Annotated in this window: 17 protein-coding genes; 8 read left to right on the top strand and 9 right to left on the bottom strand. The window is 63.5% G+C overall.

Going from position 1 to position 17767, the window contains the following annotated elements; genetic code table 11:
* On the bottom strand, positions 1 to 768 hold the full coding sequence (locus BRPE64_RS14235; protein ID WP_016354130.1) for an IclR family transcriptional regulator domain-containing protein: 768 nt from the start codon (positions 766 to 768) through the stop codon (positions 1 to 3).
* Between the two features lie 266 nt (positions 769 to 1034).
* On the opposite strand from BRPE64_RS14235, the gene BRPE64_RS14230 reads away from it, so the two are divergent.
* Positions 1035 to 2441 (top strand): MFS transporter, encoded by a 1407-nt coding sequence (locus BRPE64_RS14230; RefSeq protein ID WP_016354129.1) that lies wholly within the window; start codon positions 1035 to 1037, stop codon positions 2439 to 2441.
* A 56-nt stretch (positions 2442 to 2497) separates the two neighbouring features.
* On the opposite strand, the gene BRPE64_RS14225 is transcribed toward BRPE64_RS14230, so the two are convergent.
* Positions 2498 to 3271: an SDR family NAD(P)-dependent oxidoreductase gene (locus BRPE64_RS14225; RefSeq protein WP_016354128.1), complete on the bottom strand. Its 774-nt coding sequence runs from the start codon at positions 3269 to 3271 to the stop codon at positions 2498 to 2500.
* Between the two features lie 107 nt (positions 3272 to 3378).
* On the opposite strand from BRPE64_RS14225, the gene BRPE64_RS14220 reads away from it, so the two are divergent.
* Positions 3379 to 4305 (top strand): LysR family transcriptional regulator, encoded by a 927-nt coding sequence (locus tag BRPE64_RS14220; protein WP_016354127.1) that lies wholly within the window; start codon positions 3379 to 3381, stop codon positions 4303 to 4305.
* On the opposite strand, the gene BRPE64_RS14215 is transcribed toward BRPE64_RS14220, so the two are convergent.
* The 5 genes from BRPE64_RS14215 to BRPE64_RS14195 form a co-directional block, all read right to left on the bottom strand.
* The gene (locus BRPE64_RS14215) at positions 4297 to 5181 is read right to left on the bottom strand and encodes a bifunctional helix-turn-helix transcriptional regulator/GNAT family N-acetyltransferase (RefSeq protein ID WP_016354126.1); all 885 of its coding nucleotides are present in this window, start codon (positions 5179 to 5181) and stop codon (positions 4297 to 4299) included. The two genes, BRPE64_RS14220 and BRPE64_RS14215, sit on opposite strands and share 9 nt — an antisense overlap.
* 70 nt (positions 5182 to 5251) lie before the next feature.
* On the bottom strand, positions 5252 to 6298 hold the full coding sequence (locus BRPE64_RS14210; protein WP_016354125.1) for a Gfo/Idh/MocA family protein: 1047 nt from the start codon (positions 6296 to 6298) through the stop codon (positions 5252 to 5254).
* 61 nt (positions 6299 to 6359) lie between these two features.
* Entirely contained in the window at positions 6360 to 6587 is a 228-nt protein-coding gene (locus BRPE64_RS14205; protein WP_232519248.1) for a hypothetical protein, read from the bottom strand.
* Positions 6588 to 6691: 104 nt separating this feature from the next.
* Positions 6692 to 8071, bottom strand: coding sequence for an ATP-binding protein (locus BRPE64_RS14200; protein ID WP_016354123.1), 1380 nt, complete (start codon positions 8069 to 8071; stop codon positions 6692 to 6694).
* Positions 8068 to 8730 carry a response regulator gene (locus tag BRPE64_RS14195; protein WP_044042627.1) on the bottom strand — a complete coding sequence of 221 codons (663 nt, stop codon included), beginning with the start codon at positions 8728 to 8730 and terminating at the stop codon, positions 8068 to 8070. The genes BRPE64_RS14200 and BRPE64_RS14195 overlap by 4 nt, the downstream gene beginning before the upstream one ends.
* Before the next feature lie 204 nt (positions 8731 to 8934).
* Here BRPE64_RS14195 and BRPE64_RS14190 point away from each other — a divergent pair, with 204 nt between their 5' ends.
* From BRPE64_RS14190 to BRPE64_RS14165, 6 genes are all read left to right on the top strand, one after another.
* Entirely contained in the window at positions 8935 to 9321 is a 387-nt protein-coding gene (locus tag BRPE64_RS14190) for a hypothetical protein (protein WP_144063411.1), read from the top strand.
* A 186-nt stretch (positions 9322 to 9507) separates the two neighbouring features.
* Positions 9508 to 10722, top strand: coding sequence for a bacteriohopanetetrol glucosamine biosynthesis glycosyltransferase HpnI (hpnI, locus tag BRPE64_RS14185; RefSeq protein WP_044042220.1), 1215 nt, complete (start codon positions 9508 to 9510; stop codon positions 10720 to 10722).
* A 22-nt stretch (positions 10723 to 10744) separates the two neighbouring features.
* The gene (gene hpnJ / locus BRPE64_RS14180) at positions 10745 to 12166 is read left to right on the top strand and encodes a hopanoid biosynthesis associated radical SAM protein HpnJ (protein WP_016354119.1); all 1422 of its coding nucleotides are present in this window, start codon (positions 10745 to 10747) and stop codon (positions 12164 to 12166) included.
* Between the two features lie 4 nt (positions 12167 to 12170).
* Positions 12171 to 13007 carry a hopanoid biosynthesis-associated protein HpnK gene (gene hpnK / locus BRPE64_RS14175; protein WP_016354118.1) on the top strand — a complete coding sequence of 279 codons (837 nt, stop codon included), beginning with the start codon at positions 12171 to 12173 and terminating at the stop codon, positions 13005 to 13007.
* Positions 13004 to 13999 carry a lysylphosphatidylglycerol synthase domain-containing protein gene (locus BRPE64_RS14170; RefSeq protein WP_016354117.1) on the top strand — a complete coding sequence of 332 codons (996 nt, stop codon included), beginning with the start codon at positions 13004 to 13006 and terminating at the stop codon, positions 13997 to 13999. Before hpnK ends, BRPE64_RS14170 begins: the two co-directional genes overlap by 4 nt.
* 110 nt (positions 14000 to 14109) lie before the next feature.
* Complete coding sequence (locus BRPE64_RS14165; RefSeq protein ID WP_016354116.1) at positions 14110 to 15084, top strand: bifunctional helix-turn-helix transcriptional regulator/GNAT family N-acetyltransferase; 975 nt, start codon at positions 14110 to 14112, stop codon at positions 15082 to 15084.
* A gap of 1 nt (position 15085) precedes the next feature.
* On the opposite strand, the gene BRPE64_RS14160 is transcribed toward BRPE64_RS14165, so the two are convergent.
* Entirely contained in the window at positions 15086 to 16006 is a 921-nt protein-coding gene (locus tag BRPE64_RS14160; protein WP_016354115.1) for a dihydrodipicolinate synthase family protein, read from the bottom strand.
* A 13-nt stretch (positions 16007 to 16019) separates the two neighbouring features.
* Positions 16020 to 17732, bottom strand: a complete 1713-nt coding sequence (locus BRPE64_RS14155) for an IlvD/Edd family dehydratase (protein ID WP_016354114.1) — start codon at positions 17730 to 17732, stop codon at positions 16020 to 16022.
* Positions 17733 to 17767: the final 35 nt, after the last annotated feature.

Raw genomic sequence — 17767 nt, 5'->3', positions numbered from 1 at the left:
CTAGATCACGTTCAACATCGACAACGCCGTTTCCTGCAACGGCTGCAACACGCGGACGAGCGCCGCCTCGTCCGTCTCCTTGCCGATCGGCATGTTCGCCGACAACGCCGCCACCACTGCGCCATGCCGGTTCTTGATCGGCACCGCGATGCCGCGCACGCCCATCTGCAACTGCTGCTCGATGGCGACGTAACCATCCACGCGCGCCTGGCGAATCTTCTCGTAGAGCTTTTCCTTGTTGGTGATCGTGAGCGGCGTGAAGGGCTTGAACTCGGTCGCATCGAGCCATTCGCGCACCGAGGTCTCGTCCTTGTAGGCGAGCATCGCGATCCCGCCCGACATCAGCGCGGCCGGCACGCGCGCGCCGAGCACGAAGCCGGTTGTCATCACGCGCGTGGAGCCGTTGCGCGCGATGATGACGAGATCCCAGTCATCGAGCACGCTCACATACACCGACTCGTGAATCATCGCGCTCAGTTGCTGCAAGTAAGGCTGCACGATGCGCGGCATGCGCGCCGATTCGAAATACGACCAGCCCATGCGCAGCACGCGCGGCGTCAGGTTGAAGAGCTTGCCGTCGGTCTGGACATAGCCGAGGTGCGCAAGCGTCAGCAAATAGCGGCGCGCCGCCGTGCGCGTCAGGCCGGTGCGCGTGGCGGCCTGCGTCGGGGTCATGCGCGCGTGCTGATCGTCGAAGGCTTCGAGGATCGCCAGGCCCTTCTCCAGGCCGGCGATCCAGTCGCGCTTGTCGAGTGCAGGTTTAGTCATGCTGATGTGCTTGTTTAGTTATGGATCGACGGCTGTTTCTGCCGCTCATCGTATCCATTTGCTAGTGCTAACCCCCAAAGTGATCGATTATCGGACACGTGCGTGCGATTATCGCGCAAAATTTGTCATGAAACATTGATCGAAAGGGATGGCGCTCTTATTCTCCAATCACTCCCAGAGCGACGCGTATTTCCGGATCCGAATCGTCCGCCGCTCGATCAGGTTTTCAGGTTCGACTTATAAACTTATTGTTCGGAGACATCTCTATGGCTAGCCTCAAGGAAGACGCGAGCAGCGGTCGGCAGGCGAAGAAAGCGACCGCGAGCGGCTGGATCGGCTCGGCGCTGGAGTATTACGACTTCTTTATCTACGCACAGGCGGCGGCGCTAATTTTTCCGCAGTTGTTCTTCCCGTCGGGCAATCCGAAAGTGGCGATCATCGCGTCGCTCGCGACCTACGGCGTCGGCTATGTCGCGCGTCCGATCGGCGCATTCGTACTCGGCCATCTGGGCGACACGCACGGCCGCAAGAACGTGCTGCTGATCTGCATGTTCCTGATGGGCTTCTCGACGATGGCAGTCGGCCTGTTGCCGACGTATCACAGCGTCGGCATGCTGGCGCCCGCGCTCCTCGTGGTGCTGCGTCTGGTTCAGGGCTTTGCGGTGGCCGGTGAAATCTCCGGCGCAAGCTCGATGATTCTGGAACACGCACCGTTCGGCCGTCGCGGCTATTACGCAAGCTTCACGCTGCAAGGCGTGCAGGCTGGCCAGATTCTCGCCGCCGCCGTGTTCCTGCCGCTCGCCACGTTCATGCCGGAAGACATGTTCAATTCGTGGGGCTGGCGTGTGCCGTTCCTGCTGTCGGCTTTCGTGCTGGTCGCGGGCTACATCATCCGGAAGGAAGTGCATGAAACGCCGGCATTCACGTCCGAAGAGTCGCACGGCAGCCTGCCCAAGTCGCCGATCAAGGAAGCGTTCGCCAACAGCACGCCCGACATGATCCGCGTTGTCTGCATGGCGTTGATGAACGTGATTCCCGTCGTCGCGACGATCTTCGGTGCGGCGTATGCGGTGCAGGCTTCGTATGGCATCGGCTTCCACAAGAGCGTGTACTTGTGGATTCCGGTGGTCGGCAACATCGTCGCGGTGCTGGTGATTCCGTTCGTCGGCAATCTGTCGGACAAGATCGGCCGTCGCCCGATGATGATCGGCGGCTCGCTGGTCTCGGGCATGCTGGCCTTCGCGTATCTCTATGCGATCAGCATCCACAGCGTCCCGCTCGCGTTCCTGATGTCGCTGCTGATGTGGGGCGTCGTGTATCAAGGCTATAACGCGATCTTCCCGAGCTTCTATCCGGAACTGTTCCCGACTCGCTCGCGTGTTTCAGCCATGGCGATTGCGCAGAACATCGGCACGACGATCACCGCGCTCCTGCCCGCCCTGTTCGCCGCAGTGGCGCCCCCGGGATCGAACAACATCCCGCTGACGGTCGGCGCGATTGCTTTCGGCGTGACGATCATCGCGGCGATCGCGGCCTACTCGGCGCGTGAGACGTATCGCATCCGCCTGAACGATCTGGGCAAGAAGGACGCCGTGCCGATGAGCGAGCAAGAGTACGAGCGCCTGCGCGCCGACTCCATGGCCGTGGAGAAAGTCGCCAAGGCGCACGCATGAGATCGACCGTGTTGGAGTGATTTGCCGGGCCCTTCGGGGCCCGTTTTTTTTGGAGTTCAGCGTTCGAGCTTCACGCCGGACAGGCGCTCGCAAATCGCGATCAACTTGTCTTGCAGCGCTTCATCGCGCGCCGAAGGATCGCAGGCACGTTCGCGCATGTGGAAGAAGTAGCGTCCGCTCACGCGTGCGTCGTCATCGTCGCTGACGGCGAGCCATGCCTGCGTGCGATGCGCGAGATCGAGATTGTCGGGCGCGGAAGGTCCGCCCATCTTCGTCGGCACCCAGCCCGGTTCCAGCGCATTCGATAAGACGTCCGGCCAGCGACGCGCAACGGCCAGCGCAAGCAGCACGTCCATGAACTTGCTCTCCGCATACGCCTGTGCACCGTTCCAGCGGCGCTGCGTCCATTCGATATCGCCGAGATTCGCGCGCGATCCGTGATGCATGCCCGAACTCAGAAAGACGAGCCGTTGCGGTCTCGCGATCAACGCGGTGAGCACGTAAGGCGCGAGCACGTTGGTCGCGAATACGTGCGGCAAGCCGTCCGCTGTTTCGATGCGGCGCGGCTCGCGATAACCGATGCCCACGTTGTGGATGATCGCGTCGAAGTGCCCGAGCCGGTTCGCTTGCTCCGCGACATCGCGCATCGCTGCGATGTTCGACAAGTCGCCCGTCACGATAGCCTCCGCATTCGGCGTGGCGGCATGAGCATCGTCGGCGCGCGACGCATTGCGCGCGTGCAACACGACCCGATGACCTTCATCGATCAAGAGCCGCGCCGACATCGCGCCGAGCCCGTCCGTCGATCCCGTGATGAAAACTCGCGCCATAGCCATCCTCCTTTCGTATCAGCCGATTGAACGATGACCATTCTGCGCGCCTTCGCACCCCTTCGCGATAACATGAAAGCCATTTGATCCATAACACGGAGGCATGAATGGCCGGCTTCAACGAACGCATCTTGAACGGCATCAGCGTGTTCGCGGCGATCGTCGATGCGGGCACGTTCGCTGCCGCGGGCGATCGTCTCGGCATGTCGCATCCCGGCGTGAGCCGCGCCGTTTCGCGCCTCGAAGCGCGTCTGAAGATTCGTCTGTTCGACCGCACGACACGCAGCGTGTCGCTCACCGATGACGGCCGGCGCTTCTTCGAACACGTGATGCCGCATCTCGTCGGTCTGGAAGAAGCGGCTGCAACCGCGTCCGGCAGCGCGACGGCCGTGCGCGGCCGCCTGCGCGTGAACGTCGATCCGATCTTCTCGCGGCTCGTGCTCGGACCGAAACTCGATGCGTTCCTCAAGGCGCACGCCGAGCTGGAACTTGAGCTGATTACGAGCGACCGGCTCGGCGACATGATCGCGGACGGCTTCGATCTCGCGATCCGCTTCGGCGAGCCGCGCAATTCGAGCCTCGTCGGACGCAAGCTGCTCGATACGCGCGTTCGGACCGTCGCCGCGCCGTCGTATATCAAGCGACGCGGCAAGCCCGCGACGCCGCAAGCTCTCAACGACGACGCGCATACGTGCATCGAATTCCGCGATCCGGAGACGGGGCGGCCCTTCGTGTGGGAGTTTCATCGCAAGAAGAAGCGCGTGACCGTCGATACGCGCGGCCGCCTCACGTTGAACGATGTCGGCACGATGCTGAGCGCGTGTCTCTCGGGATACGGCATTGCGCAGATTCTCGAACTCGGCTCGGAGAAACTGCTCGCCGACGGCAAGCTGATCGACCTCTTTCCCGACTGGCCCGACGAGCGCTTTCCGCTGTATGCGTTTTATCCGTCGCGGCATCATCCGCCGGCCAAGACGCGTGCGTTTCTCGAACTCGTGATCGCGCTCACGGAGGTTCGGGGCCGCTCAGCGTAGTGCTTTCTCGAACCAGTGATCGGCGTAGGGTTCGGCGCTGAACCGATCGACCTCGACATAGCCCGAACGCCGATACAACTCGATTGCTTCCTTCAGCGCCTTGTTCGTCTCCAGGCGAATGGCCGTCGCGCCGCTTTGTCGCGCATGCGTTTCGGCTTCTTCGAGCAGACGCCGGCCGATGCCCATGCCGCGCGCCGCCGCGCTCACCCACATCCGCTTCAACTCGGCCGGCGCCTTGCCGTGATACTTGAGCGCGACGCACCCGATCGCCGCGCCATGAAGCCTCGCCACGATCAATGCGCCGTTCGGTGCGGTCAGTTCGGTAGTATCAGCGGACAAGCTGATCGACGGATCGAAGCCCGATTCGAAGCGCGCGCCCAGTTCATCGAAATACTGGCCGATGCACCAGCGCGCGTCGTCGCTTGCGGGATCTTCAACGATGAAACGCGTCAGCGATGGCTGCAGCAGGCGCTGAACTTCGGACATTGCCGCGACCAGCCTGCGACGCTGCGTTTCGCTCAGCGGTTCGAGCATCGCGCCGGCGACCGCGTCAGACAGGCGTTCGAGTTCCTCGCGTTCAGTGCGGCCCGCGTCGGTAAGTTGCGCGCGACGCACGCGGCGATCGTCGGGGCGGGCATCGACGGCAATGAGGCCTTGCCGCTCCAGCGACGCGAGCGTGCGGCTCAGATAGCCGGAATCGAGCCCGAGACGTTCGCGCAGCACGCGAAGCTCGGCGCCGCTCTCGCCGATTTCCCAGAGCAGCCGCGATTCGCCCATCGGACGGCCGCGCCCGAGAAAACGATCGCTCAGCGCACCGATGCCCTCCGCAACGGTACGGTTGAAGCTGCGAATCTGGCTGATATCGGACGGGTTCATATCTCTGACTCTAGTCAGAGAATCGGCGATCGTCAATCCGAATTCGCTCGTGATTCTGGAGGCCGTGACTTCAGAGCGTGACCGGTTTCTCGCTGCGCGCGCTTTCGATGATCGCAGCGAGCGTCGCGGCATTGTCGAGGCTCACTTGCGCATAGAACTCGATCGCGGCGCTGTCGTGCGTTGCGATCATGCGCGCGAAGCTTTCCGCCGCGAAGAAGAAGCCGCTGCCCGATTCGGATGCGATCGTCTCGAACGGCACCGAATTCGGAATGCCGCGCCGCACGCGCAACTGGCTCGGCAAATAGCCGTAGGGATGACCCGTAGTCTGGTCGCTCGTGTGATTGAGGTATTCGGTGTCGATGGTGCCCTGCGTGCCGATGATCGTCGCGAAACGGTGGTTGGCCGCATCCATCGAACACGATACTTGCGCGCGGCGGCCGTCGGCGTAAATCAGCGTCGCCATGAGGCTGATGTCGACGTTGCTGTCGGCCCATGTCGCGACGGCGTCCACGCGTTGCGGCGCGCTTCCCATCACGAGGCGAATCAGGCTCAGCGGATAGCTGCCCGCGTCGAGCAACGCGCCGCCGCCGAGTTCGGGCTTCATGCGGATGTTCGCGCCGGGATTGCCCACCGTGAAGCCGAAACTCGCCTGAATGGCGCGCACGCTGCCGATGGCGCCTTCGCCGATCAGGGTCATCATCGCGGCGGTCTGCGGCTGGAAGTAATACGGAAACGCTTCGAGCAGCATGACGCCGTGACGGTCGGCGGCGTCGAACATGCGCAGGGCTTCGTCGCGATTCAGCGCGAGCGGCTTTTCGCACAGGATGTGCTTGCCGTGCTCGGCGGCCTTGATCGCCCACTCGGCGTGCAGGCTGTTGGGCAGCGGAATATAGACGGCGTCGATGTCCGGGCTTGCGAGCAGCGCGTCATAACTGCCGAACCATCGTTCGATACCGTTGGCTTCGGCGAAGGTTTTCGCGTTGTCGTCGCTGCGGCTCGCGACCGCGACGACGCGCACGGTCTGGCTCGGCCTGACGTCGCGCGTGAATTGCCTGGCGATATTCGCGCCGCCGAGAATGCCGAGGCGCAGGACGGATGCGGCTTGAGTGGAAGACAAGGCGGGCTCCTTTAATTTGTACGAAACGGTTCGCCCACGAAGTTACCACAAACGCACGGTGTCAGTGCGCGCACGTATCGGGGCGGACCTTCGTGCCGCGTCGATCCGCGGGCACCTTGCAATTGTCCACCCGTTGCTCGTCGCTTGCTTTGTCGCCGAGACGCTCTTTCAGGGTTTTGGCTTCGGAGGCCGTGCTTGAAGCCGCACCGGGCATGGCGGCATCCGCTGCATGCGCCGCGCCGAACCACGCGAGGCATGCACATGAAAAAAGAAGACGCAGCTTCATCATGATCGATTCATCCGTGAAAAGGTCGGATGACCAGCATCGCACCGCATTGACGGAAGCAGGCTCCGCTTCTTGCGCTTTCATTCGCGCATAACATCACGCATGCATCACGCATGTATTCCGCTGACGATATCCTTCGTGCGCATTTGCGCCGCCGCTGCACGCAGGCCTCGCACCGCCACGATCAACCCGCTCGCGTCCTTGCGATTCGTCACGTCGAGCGTCGCATGATGACGCTGGGCGACGCGCTGCGCAATCGCGAGACCGAGTCCGCTGCCCTGCCCCGACGCGCCCACGCAGCGATAGAAGCGGTCGCACACGCGATCGATCTCGCTCTCGGCAATGCCCGGCCCGCTGTCGATGACCGTCAGCGCAATGCCCGCGGTTTCGCGGCGCAGCGTGACATCGACGCGCCCGCCCTTCGGCGTATGGCGAATTGCGTTGTCGATCAGATTGTTCACGAGCACGGCGAGCGCGTGCGTGTCGCCCATGACGGTGAATGCGTCCGCCTCGCCTTGCGCGTTTTCGAGTTCGAGGCCCAGATCGATCGACTTGGCTTCGGCAAGTAAGGAGAAATCGCTCACGCGCAGTTCGCAGAGCGTGCGCAGACTCATCGGCGCGATGGCGGCTTCGCGCGCGGCATCCTCGCGCGCCATGCTCAGCAGTTGCTGCGCCAGATGGATGATGCGGTTCAGCCGCCCGTCGATCTTCGCGAGCGTCGCGCCGTCCACTTGCAGCGAGCCTTCGCTGACCGCGCCCTGAATCTGCAGCTTGAGCGCGGCGAGCGGCGTGCGCAGTTCGTGCGCCGCATCCGCGACGAACGAGCGTTGCGCCTGCGACGCCTCGTTCAGACGCATGAGCAGATCGTTCAGCGCATCGACGAGCGGACGCAACTCGTCCGGCATCGGCTTGGTAAAAGTGATCGGATCGAGCGACTCCGGCGAACGCGCGGCAAGCGACTGCGATAGCCAGCGCACCGGCGAAAGCCCGCGCGCCACGACAAGCAACACGATCATGACGATCGCCGGAATCAGCAACGCGAGCGGCCAGATGGTGCGCAATGCGAGCGTGATCGCGAGATCGTCGCGAATGAAGTACGGCTGCGCGACTTGCACGAAGCGCTCCGGCTGCGCGATGCCGAACGCGCGCCAGCGATAGCCTTCGCGCTCCGCCGACTTGAAGCCTTCGCCGAAGCGCGGCAGCGCGGGCTCGTGCGGCGAGTGATAGATGAGGCGCCCCGAGCGGTCCCAGATATCGATGACGAGCCGGTCGTCCGCGATGCCGTGCAGTTCGGGATCGCGGCCTTGCGCGACCGCATCGGCGCCGATGTTGTGCGGCAGCGAAAGCGCGACGGTGCGCAATTCATAGTCGAAGAGTTCGCCCGCCTCCAGCCGCGCGGCGCTGAATATGCCGAAGCCCGCGACCAGGCACGCAATGGCGAGACCGAAGATGAGCCAGCCGAGCAGCCATCGGCGTATGGAAGTCATCCGACCCTCTTCAGTCGATAGCCGACGCCGCGCACCGTGACGATCTCGTCCGCGCCGATCTTGCGCCGCAAGCTGTGCACATGAACTTCGATGGCATTGCTGCCCACTTCCTCGCCCCAGCCATACAGTTTTTCTTCCAGTTCGGAGCGCCGGAACACACGCGCCGGTTCCTCGATCAGCGCCTGCAGCAACGCGAATTCGCGCGGCACGAGATTGAGCACGGCATCGGCTTTCCGGGCTTCGTGCGCGGCGGGATCGAGCGAAAGTTCGCCGTGCGTGTAGACGGGATGCTTCTGGCCCGTGCGGCGCCGCAATAGCGCGCGCACGCGGGCGGCGAGTTCGTCGAGATCGAAAGGCTTTAGAAGGTAATCGTCCGCGCCGGCATCGAGGCCGCGTATGCGATCGTCGACGGCATCGCGCGCGGTGATGATCATCACGGGCGCGTCGCCGCCGTTCTTGCGATACGTTGCGAGCACTTCGAGGCCGTCGCGTCTCGGCAGGTTCAAATCGAGCAGTACGAGGTCGTACACGCCGTTGGCGAGCGAGAGCTCGGCCGCGCGGCCGTCCTGCGCCCAGTCGACCGTATAGTTGGCGCGGCGTAATGCGGCGAGCACGGTCTCCCCGATCATCTCGTCGTCCTCCACCAATAACAGGCGCATGCGCATTCTCCAGGCTACAACAAGATTGCCGCCGATTGTCCGGCGCGCATGCTTAAGCGCCACTTAACGCCAATGCGCGCGACCGCACAAAGCACTGTATTTAGCGATGCGGCGCGTGCGCGGCTTAAGCATCGCATAAGGACTGGCCTCGCACTATACCGTCGAGCGCGCCGTTCCTGGCCACGCGCTTCCCCGGAAATGCCGATGCGAGCATCCACCCTCGTTTCCCTGCGCGCCCACGTGGTGTTGATCGCTGCATGCGTCGCCACTTCCGACGCCGCGTGGCTTGCCGTGTGCGGCTGCGCGGGACACGCGGAGGCGCTGCAAAGCACGACGATACGCGCGGCGACGCTTGCGAGCGCGGCGGCCGTCGTGTTCCTCGTGCGGCGCATCGCTGCGCTTGCCTTCGATGCCGCGCGTGCATCGCGCCATATCGACTGGAGCGCGGACAAACTCGTGATTGCGAATCCTTGTCCGCGTGACTGGCTCGTGCAGCTTCACGTCGAGTTGCATGCCGTGTCGCGCGAAGACATGGCGCACGCGTGTCCGCGCGCTGCGGCGTCGTGCAGAGTGCCACGCGGTCGGGCGTGATCTCGGAACATGCCCGGCCATCTTCACCCGGCGTCGCATGCCGGGTTTTTTTTGTCTGCGATCGCCTTCATGACGGGCCTTTTGCACACGTTTCGCACCACGTTTCCGCTTGCGAAGTTAAGCGTTTCTTAAGCATTCCGGCCGCAGGCTGCGGGTTCCTTACGAGCCACGAGGAACCCGTCAGTGATGATCGCGCATTCGGTTCCGCTTGTCCTGTGGATCGTCATCGCGTTGTGCTGTGCATCGACGTGTCATGTCGCGATTGCGGCGCTCGTGCATCCCGGCTCGCGTGGCGCGTCTTCTTCGCGGCGCGGCGATGCTTCGTCCGAATCGCCCGCGCCTTGCGTCAGCGTGCTCAAGCCACTGTGCGGCGCGGAGCCGCGCTTGTATGCGAACCTCGAAACCTTCTGCCAGCAAACGCATCCGTCGTATCAGTTGCTGTTCGGTGTGGCGAGCGCGTCCGATCCCGCCGTCAATGTCGTCACGCGGCTCGTGCGTGCGTATCCCGAGCGCGATATCGAACTCGTGATCGATGCCAGCACGCACGGCAGCAATCGCAAGGTCGGCAATCTCATCAATCTTGCGGCGCGCGCGAAGCACGATGTCATCGTCATTGCGGACAGCGATATCGCGGTCGAGCCCGACTACCTCGTGCGCGTCACCGCGCCGCTTGCCGATGCGAGCGTCGGCGTCGTGACGTGTCTTTATCGGGCGCGGCGCGTGGGCGGCTTCTGGTCGCGCGTGGGTGCGCTCTTCATCGACGAATGGTTCGCGCCTTCGGTGCATGTCGCGATCGCCGCCGGCTACGAACGCTTGGGCTTCGGCGCGACGCTCGCGCTCAGACGCGACACGCTCGTGCAAAGCGGCGGCCTCGAAGCACTGCGCGATTGTCTCGCGGACGACTACTGGCTCGCCGAACGCGTGCGCGCGCTCGGACTGCGCACTGCGCTTTCGGATGTCGTCGTCGCGACCGATGTCATCGAACGCGATCTCGTCTCGCTCTGGAGCCGCGAGACGCGCTGGCTGCGCACGATCCGCTCGATCAATCCGCCCGGCTTCGCGTGCATTTGCCTCACGTTCACCACGCCATGGCTGCTGACGAGCGCGCTGCTCGGTCTCGGCTTCGAGCACGGAACGGGCCTCGCACAATACGTCGCGGACACGATCGTCGATCTGAGCACGTCGTTCGGCCTGAGCGCGCGGCTGCTGCTTCACGGGCGCAGCGCGCGTACACGGCGCGCGTTCTGGCGCGACCTGCCGCTCATTCCGCTGCGCGATGTGCTCATGTGCCTGCAATGGCTCGCGGCATCGTTCGGTTCGAGCGTCGTGTGGCGCGGCGTGCGCGTGCCGATCGACGATCCGCGCGAACGCTACGACGCCAACGCATCCGACAGCCAATGACGCATCCAACAGGACCTCGCCCATGAAGAAGACTCTCTTTCTACAGGCGCCGTCGTTCGACGGTTTCGACGGCGGCGCCGGCTCGCGCTATCAGGCAAAGCGCGAAATACGCTCGTTCTGGTATCCGACATGGCTCGCGCAGCCCGCCGCGCTCGTGCCGGGATCGCGCGTGCTCGACGCGCCCGCCGACGGGCTGTCCGTCGATGCAACGCTCGATATCGCCGCGCAATACGAACTGGTCATCATCCATACGAGCACGCCTTCGTTTCCGACCGACGCGCTCTTCGCCGAAAAGCTGAAGGCACGCGCGCCGGGTATCGCTGTCGGCATGGTCGGCGCGAAGGTTGCGGTGGATCCGCACAACTCGTTGGCGGCGAGCGAGGCCATCGACTTCGTGTGCCGCGAGGAATTCGACTACACGTGCAAGGACATCGCCGAAGGGTTGCCGCTTGCCGCAATCAAGGGCTTGAGCTATCGCCTGCCCGATGGTTCGATCGAACATAACGAAGCGCGTCCGATGCTCGAGAACATGGACGCGCTGCCGTTCGTCGCGCCCGTGTACAAGCGCGATCTGAATATCGCGCATTACTTCATCGGCTATCTGAACTATCCGTATGTATCGCTTTATACGGGACGCGGTTGCCGTTCGCGCTGCACGTTCTGTCTGTGGCCGCAAACGGTGGGCGGGCATCGTTATCGCGTGCGTTCGGTGGAAAACGTGCTCGCCGAAGTGAAGTGGATTCGCGACAACATGCCCGAAGTGAAAGAGATCATGTTCGACGACGACACCTTCACCGACTTCAAGCCGCGCGTCGAAGAAATCGCGCGCGGACTCGGCGAACTCGGCGTGACGTGGTCGTGCAACGCGAAGGCCAACGTGCCCTATTCGACGCTCAGGATCATGAAGGAAAACGGGCTGCGGCTGCTGCTCGTGGGTTATGAATCCGGCGACGATCAGATCCTGTTGAACATCAAGAAAGGTCTGCGCACGGATATCGCGAGACGCTTCGCCGATGATTGCCGCAAGCTCGGCATCAAGGTGCATGGCACGTTCATTCTCGGCTTGCCCGGCGAGACACGGGAGACCATCGACAAAACGATTCAGTACGCGAAGGAAATCAATCCGCACACGATTCAGGTGTCGCTCGCGGCGCCTTATCCTGGGACGGCGCTTTATCGTCAGGCGGTGGACAACGGCTGGCTCGACGCGCAGGTCGTCAATCTCGTGAGCAAGGAAGGCGTGCAGTTGGCGGCGATCGGTTATCCGCATCTGTCACGCGAGGAGATTTATCACGAACTCGAACGCTTCTATAAGCGCTTCTATTTTCGTCCGTCGAAGATCTGGGAGATCGTGCGCGAAATGCTTACGAGCCGCGACATGATGAAGCGGCGCCTGCGCGAAGGCGTCGAGTTCTTCCGCTTCCTGCACGCACACGAGGCGTGACGCGATGCGCGGGCTGATCGTCACCGCCGACGACTTCGGCGTGCACGCACGCGTCAACGCCGCCGTCGAGCGCGCGCACTGCGAAGGCGCGCTCACCTGCGCGAGTCTCATGATCGGCGCGCCCGCCGCTCATGATGCGGTAAAGATCGCGCGTCGACTGACGGGCTTGCGCGTTGGATTGCATCTCGTGCTGACGGACGGCATCGCGTCGCTGCCGCCGTGGTCGATACCCGATCTCGTCGATATGCACGGTAACTTCGAAGGCACCATGTTCGCCAACGGCGTGCGCTTCTTCTTTCAGGAAAGCGTGCGCCGTCAACTTGCCATCGAGATTCGCGCGCAGTTCGAGGCGTTCGCCGCAACGGGCCTTGCGCTCGATCACGTCAACACGCACAAGCATTTTCATCTGCATCCCAGCGTGCTTTCGCTGATTCTCGAAATCGGGCCGCAGTTCGGCATGCGCGCCATGCGCCTGCCTCGCGAGATGCACGCATCGCTGCTGTTCGCGCCGTGGGTCGCGTGGATGAAGACGCGGCTCGATCGCGCGGGCATCGCGCATAACGACTGGATCGCGGGCATCTCGGCGACGGGCAACATGGACGAAGCCGCGCTCCTTGCGATTCTCGCGAACGCACCGCAAGGCGTGCTCGAAATCTACAGCCATCCGGCGACAGAAGGCGTCGCGCCCATCACGCCCGCGATGCACGCTTACCGCCACGCCGACGAACTCGCGGCGCTGTGCTCGCCGCGCGTCGCGCGCGCCATCGAGGCGAGCGGCGCGATGCACGGCGGCTTCGCGGACATCTTCGATCATGCGACTACGCCGGAGTTCGCCGCATGAAATCGGCGCTCGCGCGCGTCGCATGGCTGCGCTGGCCCATGGCAATCGCGCTGCTCGTCGCGCTTGCTTTGCATGAGGGCGTGTTCGCCGCTTACGCGCTGATCGTGCGCACCGGGCCTATGCTGCTGTGGCTCGCGCCGCTGCACGCGCTGCCTTTGCTCTTCGACGCGCGCGCGTGGCATCGGCTGCTCGACGAGCGCATTCCGCTTCGATCACTCTGGTGGATCGCGGTCGTCCGCGAAGCAGTCGGGCGTTTACTGCCCGTGCTCGGCATCGGTGGCGAGCTTACGGGCATCCGGCTCGCCGCGCGCTATATGCAGGACGTGAGTCGCGTCAGCGCATCGGTGGTCGTCGAATTGCTGGTGACGATTGCCGTGCAGTACGCGCTCGCGATACTCGGCCTCGTCCTCCTGCGCTTTCATGCCGACGATACCAGCCGCATCGGCGATGTGATCGGCGCGGGCTTGATCGTGTCGCTGCCGGTCGGTCTCGCGGCGTTCGTCGTCGTGCATAAGGGGAAGCCGTTTCATCGTCTCGAAGCGATGGCGCGACGCTGGCTCGATCCCGCAAGCACGCTCGCCGCGCGGCTCGACGGCAAGCGGCTCGATCACGACATCCGCACGCTATTGCAGCGCACGCCGTTGCTCGCCAGCGCGTTCTCGTGGCAATTCTCGGGCTATGTGCTCGGCGCTGCCGAAACGTACCTTGCGCTTGCCATGCTCGGCCATCCGGTTTCGATTGCGGGCGCCGTCGCTATCGAAGCACTCGTGCAGGCCGTGCGCAATGCGGTATTCATCGCGCCTGCGGGTCTCGGCGTACAGGAAGCGGCGATCGTCGCGATTGCGGCGGCGTTCGGCATCGATCACGAAGCCGCGCTTTCGCTCGCGTTGCTGCGGCGTGCGCGCGAACTCCTGTGGGGCGCCGTTGCGCTCGTGCTGTTGCGCGTGACCGAGTCCAGGCGCGCGCTCCGTTTCGCGCCCGAGCGTGGCTGAAGGTGAGCATTTTCGGGAGCCGACCCATGCACTTCATTTTTCTTGCGAAAGTTGCAATCCGCAACTAAATTACAGGAAACCGGTTGCGCCCCGCAACCGATGGAGATGTCATGGACTTCGTCGAAACACCGCCTCAATCACGCGATAAAACCATCCTCGAATTGCGCGAGTTTTCGCGCAAGCTCGTGCGCGAACTCGGCTTCATGCGCAATACGCTTGCGGACAGCGGACTCGCGCCATCGGCGGTGCATGCGATCATCGAGATCGGCGCGACGCCCGGCATACAGGCGCGCGACCTCGCCACGATCCTGCGGCTCGACAAATCGAATGCGAGCCGGCAGATCGCGCGGCTCGAAGCGGCCGGCTTTGTGAAGCGGAAAACGTCGAGCGAAGACGGACGTTCATCCGAACTCAAGCTCACCGCTGCCGGACAAAGGTTGCGCCGAAAGATCGACAAATTCGCAACCGATCAGGTTTCCGACGCGCTGCGCCGTCTCGTGCCTGAAGATCAGCAGGCGCTCGTGCGCTCGCTCGCGCTGTATGCCGACGCCCTCGCGCACGGCCACGAACACAAGACGCCGCACGCGGCGCATACGGAAAGCGCGCGCATTGTCGAAGGATATCGGCCGGGATGCATCGGCGATATCGCGAGTCTGCACGCGCGTTTCTATGCGCATCATGCGGGCTTCGGCGTGTACTTCGAGCGCAAGGTTGCAACCGAACTTGCCGCGTTCGCCGAAGGCCTGCCTGCGCCGGGCAAGGCGTTGTGGCTCGTCGTCGAGGGCGAGCGTACGCTCGGGTCGCTTGCAATCGACGGCGATCTGGATACGCGCATCGCGCATTTGCGCTGGTTCATCATCGACGATTCATTGCGCGGCAGCGGCACCGGAAGACAGTTGATGTCGCGCGCGATGGAATTCGTCGACACGCATTACGACGAGACCTATCTCTGGACCTTCAAGAGCCTCGACGCGGCGCGGCATCTGTACGAGTCGTTCGGCTTCGCATTGACGGACGAAGCCGAAGGCACGCAATGGGGCACAACGGTAATCGAGCAGCGTTTCGCGCGCCGCTCGATTCGATGATTCATCGCGGCACAGGACGCGACGTCGGTCCGAGCCGTTGCGCAAAGCGTCGCGCGCATTCGATGCCGAACGGCGTCGGACGCGTGCCGCGATCGTGCGCAACATCGAATCCCATGCGCCACGCCGCAATGCGCTTGCCGTAACAGGTGAGCGTTTCCAGGGACTGCATCACGAAGACGATTTCCGGCAGCGCTTCCGCATAGAGCGACTCGGCTTCATGCTCGCGTCCTGCAGCAAAAGCCTCGTAGATAGCGACCTGATGATCGAACGCATCCGGCGCGATGATCAGACCGTCGCAGCCCGCGCGCAGATTGTCGACGAGTTCCTGCCCGCCGCGTCCGTTGAACACCGCGAGCGTCTGTTCGAGCGCATGCAGGCGTTCGATGGTCGCGCGTATCGTCACGGCCGGTCCTTCGCCTTTGAGCAAACGAAAGTTCGGACGCTCGGCGGCAAGCGCGACAATCGATTCCGCCGACAAGCCGACGCCAAGATACTCCGGCGCATTCTGAATGCCCGCGCTCGCGCCGGTCCGTTCGAGCACTGACGCAAAGAAGTCGTAGTAGAACGACTCGGGCTCACCGCGTTTCGACGGCGGCTGAAGAATGAGCCACGACGCGCCGCGTTCGAGCGCGTGATTCGCAAGCGCGACCTGCGCGTCGACACTGTCGCCGGTGATCGTGACCGCGAGCGGCACGCGGCCCGCGATATGCGCGGCGCAATCGTCGATCATGGTGCGCTTTTCATCGTCGGACAGACGGTTCACTTCCGTCGCGAGACCAAGCGTGACGATCGCAGGCGCGCCCGCCGCGATGGTCGCATCGATCTGTCTGCGCGTGGCGTTGCTGTCGAGCCGGTTCAGCGCGTCGAAGTACGCGTAGAGAACCGGCCACATGCCGGACGGCGGCGTGAGTTGATCGGACATCGCTCGCCTCCGTTCAATGCGAGTCGCGCGGCACGGGCGCGCCGCTCGATCCGACAAGAAAGTCGAGGTCCGCGCCCTGATCCGCCTGCAATACGTGCTCCACATACAAGCGGTAGTAACCGCGCGTCGGCAACTCGGGCGCGCGCCATGCGGCCCGGCGACGTTGCAGTTCCTCGTCCGATACATCGAGATGCAGGCGCCGCGCTTCGACATCGAGTTCGATCATGTCGCCCGTCTGCACGAGCGCAAGTGGTCCGCCCGCCGCTGCTTCCGGCGACACATGCAGCACGACCGCGCCGTATGCGGTGCCGCTCATGCGGCCATCGGAGATGCGCACCATGTCCGTGATGCCTTTTTTCAGGACCTTTTTCGGCAGTGGCATGTTGCCGACTTCCGCAAAGCCCGGATAACCCTTCGGTCCCGCGCCCTTCAAGACCATGATGCAGTGTTCGTCGATATCGAGCGAATCGTCGTCGACCTTCGCGTGCAGTTCCTCGACGTTCTCGAACACGACCGCGCGGCCGCGATGCTTCAGGAGCGATTGCGTCGCCGCCGATGGCTTGATCACCGCGCCGTTCGGCGCGAGATTGCCCTTCAGCACCGCGATGCCCGCATGCGGCTTGAACGGCTTCTCGAACGTGGTGATGACCTTTTCGTCGTAGTTCGCCGCATCGCTTACGTTGTCCCACAGCGTGCGCCCGTTCACCGTGAGCGCATCGCGATGCAGAAGCCCTTGTTCGCCCAGTTGCCGCAACACGGCAGGCAAGCCGCCCGCGTAATAGAAGTCTTCCATCAGATACTCGCCCGATGGCTGCAGATTGACGAGACACGGCACGTCGCTGCCGAGCTCCCAGTCTTCGAGCGTGAGATCAACGCCAATGCGCTTCGCCAGCGCGATCAGATGCACGACCGCATTGGTCGATCCGCCGATCGCCGCGTTCGTGCGAATCGCGTTCTCGAAGGCCGCGCGCGTCAGGATCTTGTCCATCGTGAGATCTTCTTTGACCATATCGACGATGCGCCGCCCCGCCATATGCGCGAGCACCTGACGGCGCGCATCGACCGCGGGAATCGCGGCGTTGTGCGGCAGGCCCATGCCGAGCGATTCGACCATCGAGGCCATCGTCGATGCGGTGCCCATCGTCATGCAATGGCCGCGCGAACGGTTCATGCACGACTCGGCTTCGACGAATTCGCCTTGCGTCATGGTGCCCGCGCGCACTTCCTCGGACATCTGCCACACGCCCGTGCCTGAACCGAGCGTGCGGCCGCGAAAGCGCCCGTTCAGCATCGGGCCGCCGGACACTGCGAGCGCGGGCAGATTGCAGGACGCCGCGCCCATCAACAGCGCGGGCGTGGTCTTGTCGCAGCCGACGAGCAGAATGACGCCGTCGATCGGATTGCCGCGAATCGATTCCTCGACATCCATCGACGCGAGATTGCGGAACAGCATCGCCGTTGGCCGCAGATTCGATTCACCGAGCGACATCACCGGAAATTCCAGCGGCAGCCCGCCCGCCTCGCGCACGCCGCGCTTCACATATTCGGCAAGCTCGCGAAAATGCGCATTGCACGGCGTGAGTTCCGACCACGTATTGCAGATGCCGATCACCGGCCGGCCGTCGAAGTTATCGTGAGGAATGCCCTGATTCTTCATCCACGAGCGATGAATGAAGCTGTCTTTGTCAGAGCCGCCGAACCAGCTTTGCGAGCGGAGCTTGCGCATGGATGTCCCCTTATTAATGCGCGTTCGTCATATTG

Source organism: Caballeronia insecticola (assembly GCF_000402035.1).
Lineage (GTDB): Bacteria > Pseudomonadota > Gammaproteobacteria > Burkholderiales > Burkholderiaceae > Caballeronia > Caballeronia insecticola.
The sequence above is the reverse complement of the archived record's forward strand: the minus strand, read 5'-3'. Positions and strand labels throughout refer to the sequence as shown.